Here is an 18,610-nt window from a genome sequence, read left to right as displayed (position 1 = left end):
CAGATCACCCGCGAAAGCCTGGCCATCATGGCGCTGGGCATCGGGATCTGCGGGCTGGAACCGTCCATGCGCGATCTGGTGGAACGGCGCTACTACGTGCCCTCCGGCCCCGGCGGCACGTTGGCGATGACCGATACGATGGTCCCCGCGCTGGTCACCTCGTCGATCTTTGCACTGTCCGTCATGCGGCTGGCCGAGCAGAGCTTTTCCCCCTTCCTCTACTTCCAGTTCTAGGAGGCCGCAAATGCAATTCATCCAGAGAAACGTCCGCTACGTCTTGCCGATCGTGTTTTTCGGCTATGCTGCGGTGGTGAACCTTGGCTACGCCAAGCTTCCCGGCCTCAGCGAGGTGGCGCTTGATCGTACCGCATTGACCGGCGCGCTGACGGCCAAATTGGACGAGGTCTACCGTCATTCGATGCCGCACCGCGAGCCGGCCATCGGCGTGATCGGCGCCCTGCGCTATCTGGCACTGGGCGAAGGGCGCAAGGGCGTGGTAACTGGCGACGACGGCTGGCTGTTCACATCCGAAGAACTGCGCCCGATGGATCAGGCAATGGCCGTTCCACTGGCCCGCATCGCCGAGGTGCGCGACACACTGGCCGCCGCTGGGGCCACTCTGGTCATCGTGCCGGTGCCGGGCAAGCTTGATGTCTACCGCGACGCGGCGAGTGCTGACGAGGCGGCAGGCATCGCCACGCTGTACGACGGGTTTCTGGGCGGGCTGAAGGCCGAAGGCGTCGCCGTCGTCGACGCCCGCGCTGCCCTTGCCGCCGCCGCCACGACCGAGCTTGCGTTCTTTCGCACCGACACGCACTGGACCCCGCGCGGGGCCGAAGCAGTGGCCAAGGCGCTTGCGGCATCCGGGCTGATTGCGCCGGGCGATACCGGGTTTTCGGTTGATACCGGGGCGCAAGCCACGTTTACGGGCGACCTTGTGAGCTATGTCACGACTGACGCGATTGCGCCGCTGATCGGCTTTGCACCTGAGGCGGCGGCCCCCTACACCGCCGTTCCTGCCGCTGACGAGGCGTCACTTGATATCTTTGCCGGGACCGAAGCGGGTGGCACGATCCTGATCGGCACCTCCTACAGCGCCAACCCGAACTGGAGCTTTGCCGAGGCGCTGAAGCTCGCCCTTGGCCGTGACGTGCTGAACCTTGCGGTCGAAGGGCAAGGCCCCGCGCGCCCGATGCTGGGCTATCTCGCTTCCACCGCTTTCCGCGACACCCCGCCCGAGGTGGTGATCTGGGAATTCCCGGTGCGTTACCTCAGCGACCCGGCGATCTGGCAGCCCGAGAGCAAAGAGGTGAAGAGTGGCGCGTGACACCCCATTCCTCTGCGGGCTTGCGCTTGCGGCCATGGTTCTGACCCCCGCAGCGCCGCTGCGGGCCGAGGTTTCCGGTGCTCTGGCCACGGCGATAGCTGCCGACCCCGCGATGAAGGACATGCGCCGCCGGATGCTGGCTGGCAAAGATCTGTCAGACGCCGACCTGCGCTGGCTGGCCGATGCCGGCGAAGGGCTGGCGGCTGCCCGGTTTGCCGAACGGCTGGAAGGCCGGGGTGATGTAGCGGTGCTTGATGATGCCGCGCACTACTATTCCATCGCTGTCTACGTGGACCGCGATTTTGCGCTGCCCCGGCTGATTTCGGTGCTGGGCCGCAGTGGTATTGAGATCGCGCCAAAACGGTTGAAGTCGATCCTTCAGGTGCTGGAAGGTCAGGCGCAACAGGGAAGTCCGGTTGCGGCGGCGGGTCTTGCGGGGTTTTATCTGCGCGGCCAGCCCTTTGGCACTGATGTCCCACGCGCCCGCGATCTGCTGCTTGTGGCTGCCGAGGCGGGCGACACGCAGGCCGCGATCCGTCTGGCGCTTAGCCACATTCAGGGCGCGCCGGGCCTGCCGCCAGATCCCGTCGCCGCGCGCCCGGCACTGGCGCTGGCGCTGGCCAGCCCCGATCCGGGGGTGCAGGCGATGGCCAACACCCTACTGCTTCGTTTGCCGAAAGGCGCGCCGATCCTGACCGCGTTCGCCCCCAAGACCGCGACCATGCGGCCGCTTCCGCGCCCTACAATCCCCGTTTCTGCGACCGAAGGACCCACGCCATGACCCTGTTCCGCAGCCTTTTTCCCGGCCTTCTGGCTGTGCTTCTGCCGGGTGCAGCACTGGCCCAGACCCCTTCGCAGTTTGGCTGCTCACTTCTTGAAAACGCGTCGGTTGCCGCGATCGAAGGCAGCGACGGGGTGTTCTACCGGATCCAGTCAGACCTGCGGTTGCAGCATCCGATGGACGACATCATCGTTCAGCGACTGGCCGAGTTGAGCCGCGTTCTGGCCGAAGGCGGCACCACGCTGATCTATGCCAACGTGCCGACGAAAGGGCAGGCGATGCCAGCCTACCTGCCGCCCGACGCGGTGGACTACGGCTATGACAAGACGATGATGGAGGCGAACTATCTTGACGTGGTCACCCGCCTGAACGCCGCCGGCGTGCCAGCCCCGGACCTGATGACCGCAATGAAATCCGCGCCCGAAGGCGAACAGGTGTTCTTTCGCGCCGACTTTCACTGGACACCGGAAGGCGCACGCCTTGCCGCCAAAGCGATCGGCGAGACGATCCGCGCCTTGCCCGCCTATAGCGACGTGACGCCGGTGACCTTCAAGACCAGGGAAGTCGGAAAGGCCATCGCCTTTTCCGGTCTGCGGCGCGAACTGCAGGGCTTTTGCCTCAATGCCATGCCGATGGCCGAGGCGACCACTTTTGAGACGGCGCGCAGCACCGAAGGCCCGGTGAACGACGCCTCTGACATCTTTGCCGATGGCGGGGAAACAGCTGCCCCCACAGACACAGGTGGCACGGTCGACATCTTCGGAACCGGCGCCGCCGAAGCAACGCTCGCTTTGGTCGGGACTTCGTTTTCCGACAGTGAAATCAACAACTTTTCCGGGTTTCTGTCGGAATACAGCGGCATCGAGGTGGTGAACTATGCCATCACCGGCGGCAACCAGTTCGGCTCGATCACCTCTTACCTAACCTCGCCGGAATTCGCTGCTGAACGCCCGACCTTTCTGGTCTGGGAAAATCCGATCTACAACAGTCTTGCCCAGTTCGGCTCCACGCCGCTGGACGAATTGATCATTGCCGCAGGGCCGCCCTGCGACATTCCGGTGGGCGCGAAACCCAGCGGACCACAAACCCTTCGGGCCGGATTCGAAGCCGGTAGCCTGAAGGCCAATGACGCGTTGCTGTTCGATCTTGGCACTATCGGCGCGCGGCGCGTGACCGTCACGCTGGAGACGGCGACCGGCATTAAGCGCACCGTCCGCATCGAAAGGGGCGAGCGTTTGCGTGCGACCGGGCGGTTCTACCTGCGCCTTACCCCTTACTGGCTTCCTGACCTGACCCGCGTGGCTGTCGAATTCGACCGCCCGCTGGGTGACCAATCCACCATCATGCTTTGCCCACCATCCAAAGGAGATGCGTCATGAAACGCTTCCAACAGACTGTTCCGACCTTCATTCTGGCGCTTTGCGCGTCAGCGGCCCTTGCACAGGATGCGGGCCTTTACGAGGACGTTGCCAACCCCGATGCAAGCTTTGTGCGTGTCGTCGATGCGGGCACCAAAATGGCGATGATCCAGTCGGCCAGTTTTGACAGCGTTGATGGCGGCGTCACCCCCTATGTGGTGATCGACGGCGAAACCGAAGTGCAGATCGTCTCTGGCGAAACCTCGGTGACGGAAACCATCCAGCCTGCCACCTTTTACAGCTTTGTCGTTGGCGAAGACGGGTCCAGCGCGCTGGTTGTCGACACCATCACCAACAACCCGGCCCAGGCCGACGTGACCTTCTACAACCTGTCGGACGTGGCGATGGCCGATCTCTTTGTGCCGCAAGCCAAGACCATTGCGATCAAGGGCGTGGCGGTCAACGGCGGCGGCTCGGTTGCGCTCAAGGCACCGCTGACGCTCGATTTCGAGGTGCGCGATGGTGAGAAGGTGCTTGCCACGCTGCCCGCCGTCGCACTGAAGCGGCGTGAGGGTGTGGCAATCGTGCTGAGCGGCAGTGGCGGCACCTACACCGCGACCGTTTCAGCCAACACCCTGGCAAAGCGCTGAACCAGACCCGCAAGAGGCACCAGACATGAAAACCACCGTCGCCGCCCTGATCGTTCTTTGCTTGCCGTCCCTTGCCGGGGCGGCGACGGTGGATCTGGTATTTGAACCTCCGGTCATCGCCTCCGGCCCGATCTGCGCCCAACGCAGCACGGACGAGGCGCTGATCGCCAACTGGCAGAACTTTGACGGCAAGACGCCGCCAGAAGGCGACACGGGCCTGATCAAGCGTGACCTGCGCCGCCTGATCGAAATGGACCCGCGTCGCTGGTTCGATGTGGTGGACAAGGCGCAGGCGCTGTTCCCCACACTTGATCCGTCATATTCCGCCGCAAACGTGCTGATCGACCGGATCGAACTTCTGGTGGCGTCTGGCCGCCTTTCGGTGCTGCAGCAGGAAAAGCTGGTGGACAAGCTGGCGGCGATGGATCTGTCCCAGACACCGCGCGCGCAACATCTGCTGGCCGGGTATCTGATCCGTGGTATTGGTATTCCGGCAAATACTGCACGGGGCGAGGAGCTGTTGTTGGCGGCGGCCTACGGCGGCAATGCCGATGCCATTCTGTCGCTGGTGGAACGCGAGATTGCGGGCAATCCGGTCAATGGCTGGGACGTGCCGCCTGATCTGGGTGTGACCATGGCCTTTGGCGCCCTGGTCGGCAAACTCGATCCGCTGATCTGCGACCGGGTGAACCGCATCGCGCGCGAATACAAGAACGGCGAGATCGTGACCCAGGATCTGGCCCTGTCGGAGCGCTGGTATCGGTTTGCCGCCGATCTGGGCGATGCGCTGGCCGCCTGGCGGGTGGCCGAAATGCACCTGCGGTCCGAAGATGTGGTCAAGGACAACGATGCCATGCTGCATTACCTGACCATTGCCTCCGACGCGGGCCTGCCCTACGCGGCGGTGACCCTGGGCCGGATCGAGGCGGACGGAGCACTGGCGCCCAAGGATCTGGCCAAGGCCGAAGCCTCTTACAAAGCCGCGGCAAATGGCCTTTGGGCACCGGGCGCTGCAAGCTATACGCTGTTCCTGCAGGAACAATCGCGCAAGGACCCCGCCTGGACGCAGCGCTATCACGCGGCGCTTGACGATCTGACCGAACCAAAGACTGCCCCGGCCTGGGCCTTGATCGCCAAGGCCGATCTGGTGCTGGCCGAACAGGGCCGCTGGGCGGGCGAGGCCACGGCGCGGGCGCTGCTGGAACGCGCTGCCGCCTTGGGCGAATACGCCGCTGTCGAACGGCTGGCCGGCTTGCAGTTCCGCTACACCAAGACCCCGGCCGAGTTCTATACGGCAATTGACCAGATGATCCAGGCGGTGCTCACCTCGGGCGAAGTTGACCCGATGCTGTCGCTGTCCAACGCCTTCATCTGCCGTGCCCCGAACGCGCCACAGGTGGCTGAGGCGGACTATTGGGTGCAGGTTTCGGACAGCACCAAATCCCTCGCGGTGGATTTCCTTCCTGATCAGCTGGACAAAATGGCCGCCGCCCGCGACCTGATCGCCGAGGCCGAATTGCAGACCCAGGCGTTGACCGGGCGCGTCACCGCGATTGCGCAGTACATCTATCTTCTGGAAAAACGCGACGCACCTGAAGAGGTGTTGGCGTTCTGGGATGATTACGCCACCCGGTTTTCCGGCGTGACCACCGCGCGCGCGGCGCTCGCGGTCAAGGCTGCCAAGACGCCTGCACAGCGCGATGCGGCGCTTGCCCTGTTCCGCACGGCCATCCGCCTTGGCGAAGGGTCCGCCGGAACGCAATTCGCCGAGGCGCTGCTGGAAGACGGCTTTGCCACGCCGGAAAGCCGGGCCGAAGCACTGGCTCTGCTGGTGCCGCTGGCCGAAAAGGGCGTTGGTGATGCGATGGCCATGTTGCCGCTTGCCGATCCTGACCAGTTCCCCTCGCTAAGGGTGGTGTTTGACCGGTTTCGCCCGGTGATCGACGCAAGGGGCGACTTTGACGCCTTGTTGCTGGCGCTGCCGCTGTTGGACGATCCGGCAAAGTTTGCCGATTATCTGAACCGCGCGTCCACCATCACCGGCTGCACGTTTGACGATGCGCTGCGGATCGCCGTTGCCATCGGTCGCGCCGGGGACCGGGCGCTGTTTGACCGTTGGCTGGGCGTGGCCGACTATCTGGCAGATGGCCGACCCGAGCCGCTGGCCAACCTTGGCGACCTTCTCAGCCGGTATGGCCAGGACAAGGATAAACCCACCATGCTGGCCTATTACGAGGCGGCCCGCGCCGTCGGCAGCAAGTCTGCCGTGCACCGCCTGCTGAACGTCTATTCGCGTCGCAGTGTGCCGGTTTATGATGCCGAACGGTCTGCAGCCCTGTTCGTCGATCTGGTCCGCTTCAGCGCCCCCGAAGAATTGCCCGCAGCGCTTGGCCGTCTGCGCAGTTCGACCCCCGAAATCAAGGCTATCGCCTACCGCACCATCGACGAAGCCGCGCTGTATCTTTCGGCGGCGAAGTCGGGCAATCCGGCTGCGATGCGTGAGTACGCGCTGATCTTGCGCGAACGGGCCACCACGCAGGCCGAAATCCTTGAATCCACCGACTGGCTGCGCCGTGCCGGCGAGGCGGGCGAGGCGTCGGCGATGGTCGATCTGGCCGAAGCGCTGGTGTTCGGCGTGGGTGCTGAACCGGCGCGAGACGAGGCGATAATGTGGCTGCAAAAGGCCGCCGATCTGGGCAGCGTTGACGCCGCTGACCGGCTGCGCAGCCTGCAACTTTCAACCGAGGTAGGACAATGACCGCACACTGGTTGGTACTCATGGCAGCCCTTATCGCCGTGCCGGCATTCGCCGAAGATCCTGCACCGCCGGTTGAGGGCGTTGACGCCACAGCCCCGGAAAAGGCTGAGGGACCGCCTGAATGCCTGCCACCAGCGACCCCGGTGATCACCCTTGGCTTTGGCAGCCGCTACAAGGAAGACAGCAAGAATCGCAGCGATTTTGACGAAGCGTCGGATGCCGAGGTCACCGCGGCCCTGAAGCCGATCGATGAATTCATCAACGACCTGGCCCGCCAGACCGACTATCTTCTGCTGGCCGACCAGTCCCCCAACCCCTCACTGACCGATCTGGAAGACCGTCTGGCCGCCGCCAATTGCGTGATCGACCGGATCCATGACTGGGCCGCCGCCGATGCGCTGAGCGAGCTGAAGTCGCAAGGCGCCAACCTGTCGGCCCCGAGCCGCGTGGCGGGCATCGCTTTTGCCTATGCCGCCGTGCGCGACCGGGTGGCCGCCGATCCCCGCATCGCAACGATTGACACCTGGCTCAAGGCCCGCGCTGCGCAATCGATGACGTTCTTTGACACCGAAGCCCCGCCTCGCGCCAGCCAGAACAACCTGCGCGCTTGGGCAGGCCTTGCCGTGACCCGCGTTGGCCTGACCCTGCAAGACCCAGCGCTGATCGATTGGGGCGCGGCTTCGGCGGAGCTTGTGGCCTGTACCGCCGCGCCGGACGGCAGCCTGCCGAACGAGATGTGGCGTGGCAAACTGGCGCTGCATTACCAGTTGCATGCGGTGGGTCCGCTGGTGGTGACAGCAGCGCTGTTGCACGAGGCCCGTCCCGGCCTGTTCGACATCTGCGACCGTGCCATTCCCCGGATCGTCGATTTCACCGTGGCAGCCCTTGCTGACCCGACCTCGGTCGAAACGATCACCGGCAAGCCGCAAAGCGTGGGTGGCCCGGACGACCCGCCGCGCGATTTCGAACTGGCCTGGACCGAGGCTTATCTGCGCTTCAACCCCGATCCGGCGGTCGCAGCCCTTGCTGCCCCAGCCGAAAAGCTGGGTAATTCCAAACTTGGCGGCGATCAGCGCCTGCTGTGGTAACCGCCGGTCATGGCTGGCCAAACCGCCCGTTCGGGTGCGCGGCTGTATGCACGATCGACCGCTCACCCTCCAGATCCGCAAGGATCGGGCAATCCGGGTGGTGGTCGCCTGCGCAGGCATCGGCCAAGGTCTGCAGCGTGGCCACCATCTCCTGCATCTCGCGGATGCGGGTTTGCAGGCCCGCAACCTGATCCAGCGCCAATCGCTTAACATCGCCGCTGGCGCGGGTGCGGTCGCGCCATAGTGCCAGCAGGTCGGTGATCCGGTCCATGGCAAACCCCAGATCCCGCGCCCGGCGCACAAACCGCAGCATCTGGATGTCGCGGTGCGAATAGGTCCGGTATCCTGACGCGGATCGCCCCGGCGCTGGTATAAGCCCGGTCTCTTCGTAATACCGGATCATCTTGGCGGTGACGCCAGATGCCTTTGCCGCTTCGCCGATATTCATCGCACGCTCCTCATACTGCAGAAAACTGCCGCAACCGCAGCGCGTTGCCCAGCACGAAAACGCTCGACAGTGCCATCGCCCCGGCGGCAAACACCGGTGACAGCAACAGTCCGGTGGCTGGATACAGCACCCCGGCGGCCACCGGGATCAGCGCTGCGTTGTAGACAAAGGCCCAGAACAGGTTCTGCCGGATGTTGCGCATCGTCGCGCGCGACAGGGCAATCGCCACCGGCACCCCGCCCAGCTTGCCCGACACCAGCACCACGTCCGCCGCCTCGATGGCAACCTCGGTGCCGGTGCCGACGGCAATCCCCACGTCCGCTGCGGCCAGCGCGGGGGCGTCGTTGATGCCATCGCCAACATAGGCCAGCGCCCCCAGCGCGCGCAGCCGTTGCACCGCCGCGACCTTGCCTTCCGGCAGCACCTCGGCCACCACCTCGTCGATCCCCAGTTCGGCGGCGATGGCTTGTGCGGTGCGGGCGTTGTCGCCAGTGATCATCGCCACCTTAAGCCCCAGCGCGTGCAATTCCCGGATGGCCGCAACCGTGGTCTGCTTCAACGGATCGGCCACCACCAGAAGCCCCGCCAGCCGCCCGCCGATGGCTGCATAAAGCGGCGTCTTTCCGGCATCGGCCAGCCGCGCCGCAGCCTCGGCGAACGGCGCCACATCAAGGCCCAGTTTTGCCATCAGCCGGTCCGCACCGACCTGCACCAGCACCCCCGCCACCGTGGCACTCGCACCAAAGCCCGGGGTTGCGGCAAATCCCTCGGCATCGGCGATGGCCAGACCCTCAGCCTCTGCCGCCGCAACGATGGCGCGGGCGATCGGGTGCTCCGACAGCCGTTCCACCGCTGCCACCGCCGCCAGCACCTCGGCGCGGGCAAAGCCATTCGCCAGGATCAGATCGGTCAGCGCGGGCTTGCCTTCGGTCAGCGTCCCGGTCTTGTCCAGCGCCACGACTTTCACACCCTGCAGTGCCTGCAACGCCTCGCCCTTGCGAAACAGGATGCCCAGATCCGCCCCCCGCCCGGTGCCCACAAGGATCGAGGTCGGCGTGGCCAGCCCCATCGCGCAGGGGCAGGCGATGATCAGCACCGCCACCGCATTGACCAATGCCAGGCTCAGCGCAGGCTGCGGTCCCCAGATCATCCAGACGGCAAAGGTCAGAACGGCCAGCGCCATCACCGCCGGCACGAACCACAGCGTCACCTTGTCGACCAGCGCCTGGATCGGCAGTTTGCCACCCTGTGCCGTCTCGACCATGCGAATGATGCGGGCCAGCATCGTGTCGCCACCCACCGCAACCGCCCGCAACGTCAGCGCGCCGGTCTGGTTGACGGTGCCGCCAACCACCCGGGCGCCCATGGCCTTTGCCACCGGCAATGGCTCGCCCGTAATCATCGATTCGTCGATCCAGCTGGTGCCTTCTGTCACCTCGCCATCGACCGGCACCCTTTCGCCGGGGCGCAGCGCCAGGCTGTCGCCGGTTCGCACCGCATCCACCGGCAGATCAACCAGCACTCCATCGCGCCAGACATGCGCCACGCGCGGCTGCAACCCGATCAGCCGCCGGATCGCCTGCGAGGTGCGCCCCTTGGCCCGCGCCTCCAGAAACCGACCCAACAGGATCAGCGTCACGATCACCGCCGCCGCCTCATAATACACGTTCACCGACCCCACGGGCAGCAACGCAGGCGCAAAGGTCGCAACCAGCGAATAGGCATAGGCCGCCCCGGTCCCCACTGCGACCAGACTGTTCATGTCGGGCGCACCCCGCAGCAGCGCGGGCACACCCTTGGCATAGAACCGCCGCCCCGGACCCAGCAGCGCCAGTGTGGTCAGTGCAAACTGGATCAGCCAGCTGGTCTGCACCCCAATGGTCGACATGATCAGGTGATGCAGGGCAGGGATCAGATGCCCGCCCATTTCCATCACAAACACCGGCAAGGACAGCCCTGCCGACAAGATCAGATCGCGGCGCAGGCTGGCGGCCTCTTCCGCCTTGCGGTCGTCCTCGGCAGCGCGGCTTGCGCGCGCTGTGGCGTGATAGCCTGCCGTGGCGATGGCCTTGATCAGATCGGTGCTGTCGGCCGAACCGCTGACCATCGCTTGCTCGGTCGCCAGGTTGACGACCGCCCCCGTCACCCCCGGCACCGCGCTCAACGCCCGTTCCACCCGCGCCACACAGGAGGCGCAGGTCATCCCCTCGATCGTCAGTTCCTGCGCGGCGGACGGCACCGTGTACCCCGACGCCGCAATCGCCGCGACCAGTTGTGCCCGGTCCACCGTTGGGTCAGCCTCGACCTCGGCCCGCTCGGTGGCCAGGTTGACAGAGGCGCCGCTTACCCCCGGTACGGCCTTCAGCGCCCGCTCCACCCGCCCCACGCAGGACGCGCAGGTCATCCCTTCGACTGGCAGCGTGAACTTGTTGGCTTGCAGCGCGATCATCGCCGATCCTTTCAGGCAAAACGAATGCACTCCGGGATATGGGGGTTCCCATCATGGGAAGGTCAAGGGGTCATCGGAATATTCGCAAAGCAACCCGTTCCATGCAAAGGGCCAACGGGTATCGAAGCGGGGCCTTGGTTTCGTGGGGCCGCGCGTCAAACGAGCGGACTTGCCCTGCACACCGTTCAATCAGCCGAAAATCGACCAGCCGATCAAACACAACATCAGACTGATCCGGCAAAGCAACTGCATCGTCCGCCGTTAGCCAATGCAGCAGACAGGTCGGCGCGGCGTGGAAACCATAACTCTCATAATCCACGGCCCGTCGACTGCCGTGGTCCCGGTCACAGCAACGGAAATGCCGCCGCTTACACCCGTTCCCCGACCCGCTCATCCGTGGTCCGATGCCGTACCAGACTACGCCCACTTGGGCCATCAAACACGTGCAGCGCCGATTGCGGAAACGCGAGGCCGACCTCCTCTCCCTCGACCAGATCTAGTCTGCGCTCCGATACCACCCCAATCGGGATGTCCTCGATCTGCAGATAATAGATGCGGGCCGAACCCAGTTCTTCGACGAACTGGAATGTCGCGGACAGCATTCCCTGACCCTTGGCCTTGATCGACAGGCCTTCCGGCCGCAGCCCGACCTGCACCAGTTGTCCGTCAGTTGCCTTGAAGGATGATTTGATATCAAGGCGTTGCCCATCGGCCAACATAACCGACACGCCGTTTGCGGCAACCGTTCCGGGCAGAATGTTCATCGCTGGGCTGCCCACAAAGGTTGCCACGTATAGCGAGGCGGGGTGTTCATAAATCTCTTCCGGGGTGCCGATCTGTTCGATGGTGCCCTTGTTCATGATCACCAGACGGTCGGCCAGCGTCATGCCTTCGTGCTGATCATGCGTCACGAAAACGCTGGTCGCGCCAACCGCGTTGTGAATGCGGCGGATCTCGTGGCGCATCTGCACCCGCAGCTTGGCGTCAAGGTTCGACAGCGGCTCGTCAAACAGAAACACCTTAGGTTCGCGGATAATGGCACGGGCCATGGCAACACGCTGGCGCTGCCCGCCGGACAGTTGGCCGGGCTTGCGATCCAGAAACTCGGTCAGGCCAACCGACTTCGCCGTCGCCTCGATCCGCGCCAGACGTTCAGCCTTGGGCGTGCCTGCGACCTTCAGCGCATAGCCGATGTTTTCGGCAACGGTCATATGCGGATAAAGCGCGTAGTTCTGGAACACCATCGCACAGCCGCGCTCGCGCGGTTCCAGCTTGTTGACGACTTCGCCGCCGATCGAAATCTCGCCGGCCGAGATTTCCTCCAGCCCGGCAATCAGCCGCAGCAGCGTGGATTTGCCACAACCGGACGGGCCCAGGATCACGACGAATTCGCCGTTGTGGATGTCGAGATTGACCCCTTCCATGATCGTGGTCGGGCCAAAGGTCTTTGCGACGTTGCGGATGTTGATCTCGGCCATGTCTGCCTCACTTGTCGGTGTTGATCAGGCCGCGCACGAACCAGCGCTGCATGAGAATGACGATGGCGATGGGCGGCAGCATCACGACCAGCGTTGCCGCCATCGCCAGGTGCCAGGTCGGCGTGCCGCCCCCAGTGGTCTGCTGATCCGGGACAAGGTCGGACAACTGCACCACGACCATGCCGTAAGCCGCGCGGTCAGTGACAACCAACAGCGGCCAAAGATACTGGTTCCAGGCATAGACGAACATGATCGTCGCCAGCGCCGCGATGTTGGTCTTCGACAGTGGGATCAGCACGTCCCAAAGGAACCGCAGCGGTCCGGCCCCATCCATCCGCGCGGCCTCTACCAGCTCATCCGGGATGGTGAGGAAGAACTGGCGGTACAGGAATGTGCCCGTGGCCGTGGCGACAAGCGGCAGGATCAGCCCGGTGTAGGAATTCAGCAGGTTCCATTCCAGTGACACCTCGATGCCCGATATCGCGTTGATCAGCCAGCTGATCCCGGTCGCATCCATGATCGTCTGGAACGGCGACAGGGCATTGGCTGCCACCGCGTAAGTCGGCACGATCCGCACCTCCAGCGGCAGCATCAGGGTGATGAAGATCATCCAGAAAATCAGCATCCGGCCGCGGAAGTTAAAGAACACCAGCGCGAAAGCGGTGATGCAGGCCAGCGTGATCTTGCCCACCACGACACCAATGGCCACGATCAGGGTGTTCACGAATTTCTGCCCGAAGTCGGAAAGCACCCAGGCCTCCTTCAGGTTCAGCCAAAGCTGGTCACCGGGCCAAAGCTCCACCGGGGCTGCATTCACGGCCTGCAGCGTATGGGTCGCGGCGACAAAGGCCAGCCAGATCGGCACCAGGATGATCACCAGCCCGAAGATCAGGATCACATGCGTCAGGATGTTCAGCAGCGGTGTGCGCTCGATCATGGCATTGCCCCTCAGGTATAGTGGACGCGCCGCTCGACATAGCGGAACTGAACGAACGTCAGCGCCATGACGAGAAGCATCAGGATGATCGACTGTGCCGCCGCACCGGAGTAATCGAGGCTGCGAAAGCCGTCGGTGTAAATCTTGTAGACCATGAGGTCCGTGGCCCGGAACGGCCCGCCCCCGGTCAGCGTGTCGACGATGCCAAAGCTGTCGGTAAAGCTGTCGGTGATGTTGATGACCAACAGGAAGAAGAACGTCGGCGTCAGCAGCGGCAGTTGCAGGTCGATCATCCGGCGCAAGGGGCGCGCTCCGTCCATCGCTGCGGCCTCGGTCAGGCTGCGGGGGATGGATTGCAGCGCTGCTAGAAAGAAGATGAAACTGTAGGCCACCTGCTTCCACGCCCCGGCGATGACAATGGCGGTCACGGCTTGCCAGGGGTACTTCGACAGATCCCACCAGCCGGGTGCGACGGAGTTGATGTACGAAAAGATCCCCGCGCCAGGGTTGAAGACGAACTGGAACGCAAGGCCCACCGCAGGCGCCGCCACCGCATAGGGCCAGATGATCGCCACCCGGTAGGCGCGGTATCCGGCAAGCTGGCGGTCCACGAAGACGGCCAGCGTCAGGGCCATCGTCATCGCCAGCACCGTGGTGGCGAGTGCATAGATCACCGAGACCCGGACCGAACCCCAATAGTAGGGGTCCGACAACACCTTTTTGAAATTGTCAAAGCCCACCCAGGTGTTACCGCCACCCCAGGGCTGTTCCAGCGTAAAGGCCCAGTACAATGCCTGCGCCGATGGCCAGTAGAAGAACACAAAGATGATCAATAGCTGCGGTGCCAGAAGTGCGGCAACGATCCAGCTGAACTTGAAATAGGCGCGGCGCATCCTGGTCCCCCGGAATGGAAATGGGGCACAGCCTGACTGGCTGCGCCCCTTTGGTCAGGCGTCAGGGAAAGGACTTGCCCGCATAGGTCTGGGCAAACCGGGCAAGGATCTCGTTGCCGCGACTGACCGCGGTATCCAGCGCCTCTTTCATCGGCTTTTGGCCTGCAAGTGCTGCCTCAACCTCGGATGTCCATTCCGAACGCACCTGGATCATGCCACCCAGACGAATGCCACGGGTCAGCGGGCCCGGCTCGGTGAAGGTCAGCGACTTCATCGCAAGGTCACGGTTGATGAACGGCTCTTTGGCGTAGAAGCCTTCGGCCAGCAGGGCGTCATAGGTCGACTTGGTCACCGGGATGTAGCCGGTGTTTTCCAGCAGGAACTGCTGTTCTTCCTTGGTTGCCAGGAACGCGAGATAGGTCGCAGCCGCCTTGTATTCCTCAGGCGTCTTGCCCGACAGAACCCACAGCGAGGCCCCGCCCACAACGGTGTTGTGACGCTCAACCCCCTCATAGGTCGGGATCATCTGCACGTCCCAGGCGAAGGCGGGCTTCAGTTTGTGCACGGTGTTGTGGTCCGCGATCGACGAGAAGAACACGGCGCATTCGCCTTCAACAAAGCTGTCGCGAGCGGTCTTGCCTGCGGCCTGCGTGCGGATGGTGGCAAAGCCGCCATCGATCCAGCGCTTGATGTTTTCCATGTGCTTGACGTGCAGCGTCGTGTTGTACAGCAGTTCGGTGTCAAGACCGTCATAGCCGTTGTTGTTCGACGCGACGGGCACGTTGTGTGCCATCGAGAATTGCTCCATGTCGATCCACGACGACGGCGCATAGGCCAGACCACAGGCCGCACCCGACTCCTTGACCTTAACCAGAGCGGCTTCCATGCCTTCCCAGGTCAAAGGCGCCTCGGTGATCCCGGCCTTGGCGAACATGTCCTTGTTGAAATAGTAGACCGGCGTAGACGAGTTCCAGGGCATCGAGAAGAATTCGCCCTTGGACGAAGAATAATAGTTGGCGATGCCGGGGAAATAGTCGGCCCAGTCAACTGTCACGCCGGTGTCGGCCATCAGTTGGGTGACCGGGTAAAACTCGCCCGAAAGCATCAGGTCAGCGGTGCCTGCGTCGAACGACTGCAGCAGCGTCGGATGCTTGCCCGCGCGGAAGGCGGCGATGGTGTTCTGCACAGCCTTTTCATAGCCGTCCTGACCGACACAGACCGCCTCATAGTCGGCTTGGGCAGCGTTGAAACGGTTGCAGGTCTCGGCCACAACAGCGCCGAGGTCTCCGGTCAGGCCATACCAGTATTCGAACTTGATTTTATCAGCCTGGGCGATCTGGGCAGTCGCCAGAAGCACCATGGCAGTGGTTGCCAGCTTGAATGTCATTATCCCTGTCTCCGTCAAAAGGTGTCAAAAGGGGGCCACATGCAGTCTGTGGCTTGGGGGCAAATGCCAGTGAAAAGTGACAGGATCTTGATGGGTATATGAAGATTTTATCGCATTAAAACAATAAGTTAGTTCAAGTCATGCAAACAGGAACGCAAAGTCTCCCTTGCGCGTCGGCGTTTGCAATCAGTTGGCGTCAGTCCAGCGGAAACAGACCTGACGCAAGTTCTACATGCCGGGGCAGGTAGTCCTGAAAATGCACTGTGACGCCATCGTCGTCGGCCAGAACCACCGCCATCTGCGCCGGACCTTCCAGCCGCAGCTGTTCGCCCGCCATGCTCGGCAGATGCGCGTTCACGGAATAATGGCTGCCGGCCAGCGTGGTCATCGGCACACCGTGCCAAACACCCGAAGTTGTCAGATGCACATGGCCAGAAATCACCATGCGCACGTCCGGGTGGCGTTTCAGCAACCGCGCAAATCCCGCGCCATCCGCCAGCGAAATCGTATCGACCGGCAGGGACAGGACGTTGGCATGGTGATGCATGACCACGATCACCGCCCGGTCTGCCCCCTCATCCAACCGCGTCGCCAGCCAGTTGCGCCGCGCCTCGCACAGCGCACCGGCATGGTTTCCGGGCGTGGTGGTGTCCAGCAGGATGACACGGTAACCGCCCCCGTCGATCACCTTCGACACCCGGCCTTCGGGATCGGAAAGTCCGGTGCCAAAGACCGAAAGAAACGCTTCGGCACTGTCATGGTTGCCCAGGGTGATATGGCACGGGATCGTCAGGCCTGACAGCACATGGCGCAGAATCTGATACGCGGCAACTTCGCCCAGATCGGCCAGATCGCCCGCGACGGCCACAAAGTCTGCATCCGCATGATCGCGGTTGATCGCCGCGACAGCCGCCGCAAGTCTGGCCGCGGGGTCAAGCCCGTTGACCGCAGCACCCGGCGGGCCAAGGTGAAGGTCCGACAGCACGACGAACTTCACTCCGCCAACCCCAGCTCTGCCAGATGCCGCGCCGAAGGGATGACCCCCGCCTTGTCGCGCAGTTCCAGAATCAACCGCGGGTTCGCCCCGGTCTGTGCAATCGCCTCAAACACCGACGGCCAGAGGATCGTGCCATGGCCGATCTGCCAGTGGCGGTCGGCAAAGCCGTCGGCATCTTGCAGGTGCACATGTCCCAGGCGCGACCCTGCGGCGCTGATGAAGAAATCGACCGGCGGCCCGCCTGTCGATCCATGTGCATAATGTGCGTGCCCGGTGTCGACCGATAGCGCCAGTGCCTGCCAATCCAGGGCTGCGCAAAGGTTGGCGCGGTCCGAAGGATCGATGTCCTCAATGTTCTCCATGACGAAGGTCACACCCATGTCAGCGGCACGCGCAAGAACTGCCCCCAGCGTGTCACGCGCCGCTTCCAACATGCGGGCCGTATCCTTTGGATAAAGCCCGCGATGGTTGTAACCCCAGGTGGTGAAGGGCGAATGGATCACCACATGCGTGCCGTTGATCGCGGTGCAGACGTCCAATGCCTGCTGGAACCGCCGCGCCACGATCTTGCGCACCTCTGGCTCGTAGGACGTGATGGTGAACCCCCAGAACGGGCCGTGAATGCCAAGTCGGCCTTCATGTCCGTCAAGGATCCTTAAGGTATCCTCCGCAAGTCCGGACCAGTCGCCATCAAGCACCTCGGCATCGACGAACGCCTGCAATTCAAGATCGCGCGGCGCTTCCAGCAGCCAGGCGCGATGGGATGCAAGGTCTTCATGACCAAGAGCGGCGCCTAGAATCGGACGTGATGTCATCGTGAGTGTTCCCCGGGGTTGGTTTTTCCCCAAGGACCATTGCGGATGATCGTAACGCGGATGCTAACGAAGCCTTTCCGTTCTGTGAAATTCGACCACGCGTCTGGGGTGGTCAGGAACAAGGCACCTTGATCACGCCCAAGCGCAGCGTTCCGCCAAGCCACCGCGGTTAGGCCTCGGTTTTCGTAGCGCTGCGGCCGTCGGGATACCAGCGAAAACACCCCGCAGCGGCCTTGAACAGCCGACAGCGCGCTGCGTTCCGTAGCGGTACTTGCAACGCCACAGAGCGCATCGCCCCATGAACGCAAGGGCGATCAACGATTTCAAGGGGATGGATGGTGCTGCAAGAGAGGATTGAACTCTCGACCTCTCCCTTACCAAGAAGCGGGCCGCCAGTTTCGCCCGGTATCCGCAGGGCTCCGCGCGTAACCTAAAGCCGTTTACTTACAGGCACTTGGCGTCTATAGTCGGCTCCGGTGGTATAGGCCCGTAAAGCCGAATAGCCCACCATTCCGTTACCCCGCCGTTACCCCGGAGTTTGTGATGAAGAAGAAGCTGACTGAGATGGCCGTTGGCAAGCTGAACCCCGAGTCGGGCAAGCGGCTTGAGGTTTTCGACACGCTGACCCCGGGCCTTGCGCTGCGCGTGACCGAGGCCGGAAAGAAAAGCTGGTCGGTGATGTATCGTGTCGCGGGCCGGGGCGACGGCGGCAACCGGGGCGCGCTGCGGCGGATGACCTTGGGCGCATATCCCCTGATCGACTTGAAGGCGGCGCGCGACAAGGCCCGGGCTGCCATCGACCTAGCCGACCGGGGCGACGATCCCGCTGACCAGCGCAAGGATGATCTGCGCCAGAAGGGTGAGCGGGTGTTTGAGGTGATCTGCGCCCGGTTCATCGAACTGCACGCCAAGGCCCATACGGTGAAGTGGAAGGACACCGAACGGCTGTTGAACACCTATGTCGTGCCGGAATGGAAGTCGAAGCCCATCGACACGCTGGACCGGGCGACGGCGCACGAGTTGCTTGACGAGATTGCGATGGAACACGGAACGGGTGCGGCGCGTGAGGTTCGGAAGCACATCACCAAATTCTTCAACTGGGCCGTCGATAGGGGCCTGCTGACGGCCAGCCCCGTCGCCGGGATGCGCCGCCCCGAACTGGGCTATGTCGCCCGCGAACGGGTGCTGACGATGGACGAGTTGAAGGCCATCTGGGCTGCCGCCGACAAGATGGGCTATCCGTT

Annotated in this window: 16 protein-coding genes; 8 read left to right on the top strand and 8 right to left on the bottom strand. The window is 63.5% G+C overall.

Annotated elements, in window-relative coordinates; genetic code table 11:
- From RMO18_RS16295 to RMO18_RS16265, 7 genes are all read left to right on the top strand, one after another.
- A partial coding sequence (locus RMO18_RS16295) for a hypothetical protein (RefSeq protein ID WP_309667320.1) occupies positions 1-234 on the top strand: 234 nt, incomplete at its 5' end.
- Positions 235-244: 10 nt separating this feature from the next.
- Positions 245-1,327 (top strand): alginate O-acetyltransferase AlgX-related protein, encoded by a 1,083-nt coding sequence (locus RMO18_RS16290; protein WP_309667318.1) that lies wholly within the window; start codon positions 245-247, stop codon positions 1,325-1,327.
- The gene (locus RMO18_RS16285) at positions 1,317-2,108 is read left to right on the top strand and encodes a hypothetical protein (protein ID WP_309667316.1); all 792 of its coding nucleotides are present in this window, start codon (positions 1,317-1,319) and stop codon (positions 2,106-2,108) included. Before RMO18_RS16290 ends, RMO18_RS16285 begins: the two co-directional genes overlap by 11 nt.
- Entirely contained in the window at positions 2,105-3,487 is a 1,383-nt protein-coding gene (locus tag RMO18_RS16280) for an alginate O-acetyltransferase AlgX-related protein (RefSeq protein WP_309667315.1), read from the top strand. Before RMO18_RS16285 ends, RMO18_RS16280 begins: the two co-directional genes overlap by 4 nt.
- Positions 3,484-4,116 carry an alginate O-acetyltransferase AlgF gene (locus RMO18_RS16275; RefSeq protein WP_309667314.1) on the top strand — a complete coding sequence of 211 codons (633 nt, stop codon included), beginning with the start codon at positions 3,484-3,486 and terminating at the stop codon, positions 4,114-4,116. The genes RMO18_RS16280 and RMO18_RS16275 overlap by 4 nt, the downstream gene beginning before the upstream one ends.
- A gap of 25 nt (positions 4,117-4,141) precedes the next feature.
- Positions 4,142-6,874: a hypothetical protein gene (locus tag RMO18_RS16270; protein WP_309667313.1), complete on the top strand. Its 2,733-nt coding sequence runs from the start codon at positions 4,142-4,144 to the stop codon at positions 6,872-6,874.
- A 20-nt stretch (positions 6,875-6,894) separates the two neighbouring features.
- Positions 6,895-7,962 carry an alginate lyase family protein gene (locus tag RMO18_RS16265; protein WP_309667311.1) on the top strand — a complete coding sequence of 356 codons (1,068 nt, stop codon included), beginning with the start codon at positions 6,895-6,897 and terminating at the stop codon, positions 7,960-7,962.
- Positions 7,963-7,969: 7 nt separating this feature from the next.
- Here RMO18_RS16265 and cueR read toward each other — a convergent pair whose 3' ends face one another.
- The 8 genes from cueR to RMO18_RS16225 all read right to left on the bottom strand — a co-directional run bounded on the left by cueR (position 7,970) and on the right by RMO18_RS16225 (position 17,366).
- Positions 7,970-8,410, bottom strand: coding sequence for a Cu(I)-responsive transcriptional regulator (gene cueR, locus RMO18_RS16260; RefSeq protein ID WP_309667310.1), 441 nt, complete (start codon positions 8,408-8,410; stop codon positions 7,970-7,972).
- 10 nt (positions 8,411-8,420) lie between these two features.
- Positions 8,421-10,859, bottom strand: coding sequence for a heavy metal translocating P-type ATPase (locus tag RMO18_RS16255; RefSeq protein WP_309667309.1), 2,439 nt, complete (start codon positions 10,857-10,859; stop codon positions 8,421-8,423).
- A gap of 368 nt (positions 10,860-11,227) precedes the next feature.
- A complete protein-coding gene (locus tag RMO18_RS16250) occupies positions 11,228-12,337 on the bottom strand; it encodes a sn-glycerol-3-phosphate ABC transporter ATP-binding protein UgpC (RefSeq protein WP_309667307.1) in 1,110 nt (369 codons plus the stop codon).
- A 7-nt stretch (positions 12,338-12,344) separates the two neighbouring features.
- Positions 12,345-13,274, bottom strand: coding sequence for an ABC transporter permease subunit (locus RMO18_RS16245; protein WP_309667306.1), 930 nt, complete (start codon positions 13,272-13,274; stop codon positions 12,345-12,347).
- Between the two features lie 11 nt (positions 13,275-13,285).
- A complete protein-coding gene (locus RMO18_RS16240) occupies positions 13,286-14,167 on the bottom strand; it encodes an ABC transporter permease subunit (protein WP_309667305.1) in 882 nt (293 codons plus the stop codon).
- A gap of 61 nt (positions 14,168-14,228) precedes the next feature.
- Positions 14,229-15,554 (bottom strand): extracellular solute-binding protein, encoded by a 1,326-nt coding sequence (locus RMO18_RS16235; RefSeq protein ID WP_309667304.1) that lies wholly within the window; start codon positions 15,552-15,554, stop codon positions 14,229-14,231.
- A gap of 196 nt (positions 15,555-15,750) precedes the next feature.
- Positions 15,751-16,551, bottom strand: a complete 801-nt coding sequence (locus tag RMO18_RS16230; RefSeq protein ID WP_309667303.1) for a metallophosphoesterase — start codon at positions 16,549-16,551, stop codon at positions 15,751-15,753.
- Positions 16,548-17,366, bottom strand: coding sequence for a sugar phosphate isomerase/epimerase family protein (locus RMO18_RS16225; protein ID WP_309667302.1), 819 nt, complete (start codon positions 17,364-17,366; stop codon positions 16,548-16,550). Before RMO18_RS16225 ends, RMO18_RS16230 begins: the two co-directional genes overlap by 4 nt.
- 543 nt (positions 17,367-17,909) lie before the next feature.
- Between RMO18_RS16225 and RMO18_RS16220 the strand changes: the two genes are divergently transcribed.
- Positions 17,910-18,610, top strand: a 701-nt coding sequence (locus RMO18_RS16220; RefSeq protein WP_309667301.1) for an Arm DNA-binding domain-containing protein, incomplete at its 3' end; no start/stop codon positions are given.

The organism is Tabrizicola sp. (assembly GCF_031377265.1).
Taxonomy (GTDB): domain Bacteria; phylum Pseudomonadota; class Alphaproteobacteria; order Rhodobacterales; family Rhodobacteraceae; genus JAUYQR01.
The sequence above is the reverse complement of the archived record's forward strand: the minus strand, read 5'-3'. Positions and strand labels throughout refer to the sequence as shown.

Excerpts from the sequence above, each read along its gene's own strand:
- RMO18_RS16280 (WP_309667315.1), top strand. The coding sequence starts at position 2,105 with ATGACCCTGTTCCGCAGCCTTTTTCCCGGCCTTCTGGCTGTGCTTCTG.
- RMO18_RS16270 (WP_309667313.1), top strand. The coding sequence starts at position 4,142 with ATGAAAACCACCGTCGCCGCCCTGATCGTTCTTTGCTTGCCGTCCCTT.
- RMO18_RS16275 (WP_309667314.1), top strand. The coding sequence starts at position 3,484 with ATGAAACGCTTCCAACAGACTGTTCCGACCTTCATTCTGGCGCTTTGC.
- RMO18_RS16250 (WP_309667307.1), bottom strand. The coding sequence starts at position 12,337 with ATGGCCGAGATCAACATCCGCAACGTCGCAAAGACCTTTGGCCCGACC.
- RMO18_RS16225 (WP_309667302.1), bottom strand. The coding sequence starts at position 17,366 with ATGACATCACGTCCGATTCTAGGCGCCGCTCTTGGTCATGAAGACCTT.
- RMO18_RS16265 (WP_309667311.1), top strand. The coding sequence starts at position 6,895 with ATGGCAGCCCTTATCGCCGTGCCGGCATTCGCCGAAGATCCTGCACCG.
- RMO18_RS16235 (WP_309667304.1), bottom strand. The coding sequence starts at position 15,554 with ATGACATTCAAGCTGGCAACCACTGCCATGGTGCTTCTGGCGACTGCC.
- cueR (WP_309667310.1), bottom strand. The coding sequence starts at position 8,410 with ATGAATATCGGCGAAGCGGCAAAGGCATCTGGCGTCACCGCCAAGATG.
- RMO18_RS16245 (WP_309667306.1), bottom strand. The coding sequence starts at position 13,274 with ATGATCGAGCGCACACCGCTGCTGAACATCCTGACGCATGTGATCCTG.
- RMO18_RS16240 (WP_309667305.1), bottom strand. The coding sequence starts at position 14,167 with ATGCGCCGCGCCTATTTCAAGTTCAGCTGGATCGTTGCCGCACTTCTG.
- RMO18_RS16290 (WP_309667318.1), top strand. The coding sequence starts at position 245 with ATGCAATTCATCCAGAGAAACGTCCGCTACGTCTTGCCGATCGTGTTT.
- RMO18_RS16255 (WP_309667309.1), bottom strand. The coding sequence starts at position 10,859 with ATGATCGCGCTGCAAGCCAACAAGTTCACGCTGCCAGTCGAAGGGATG.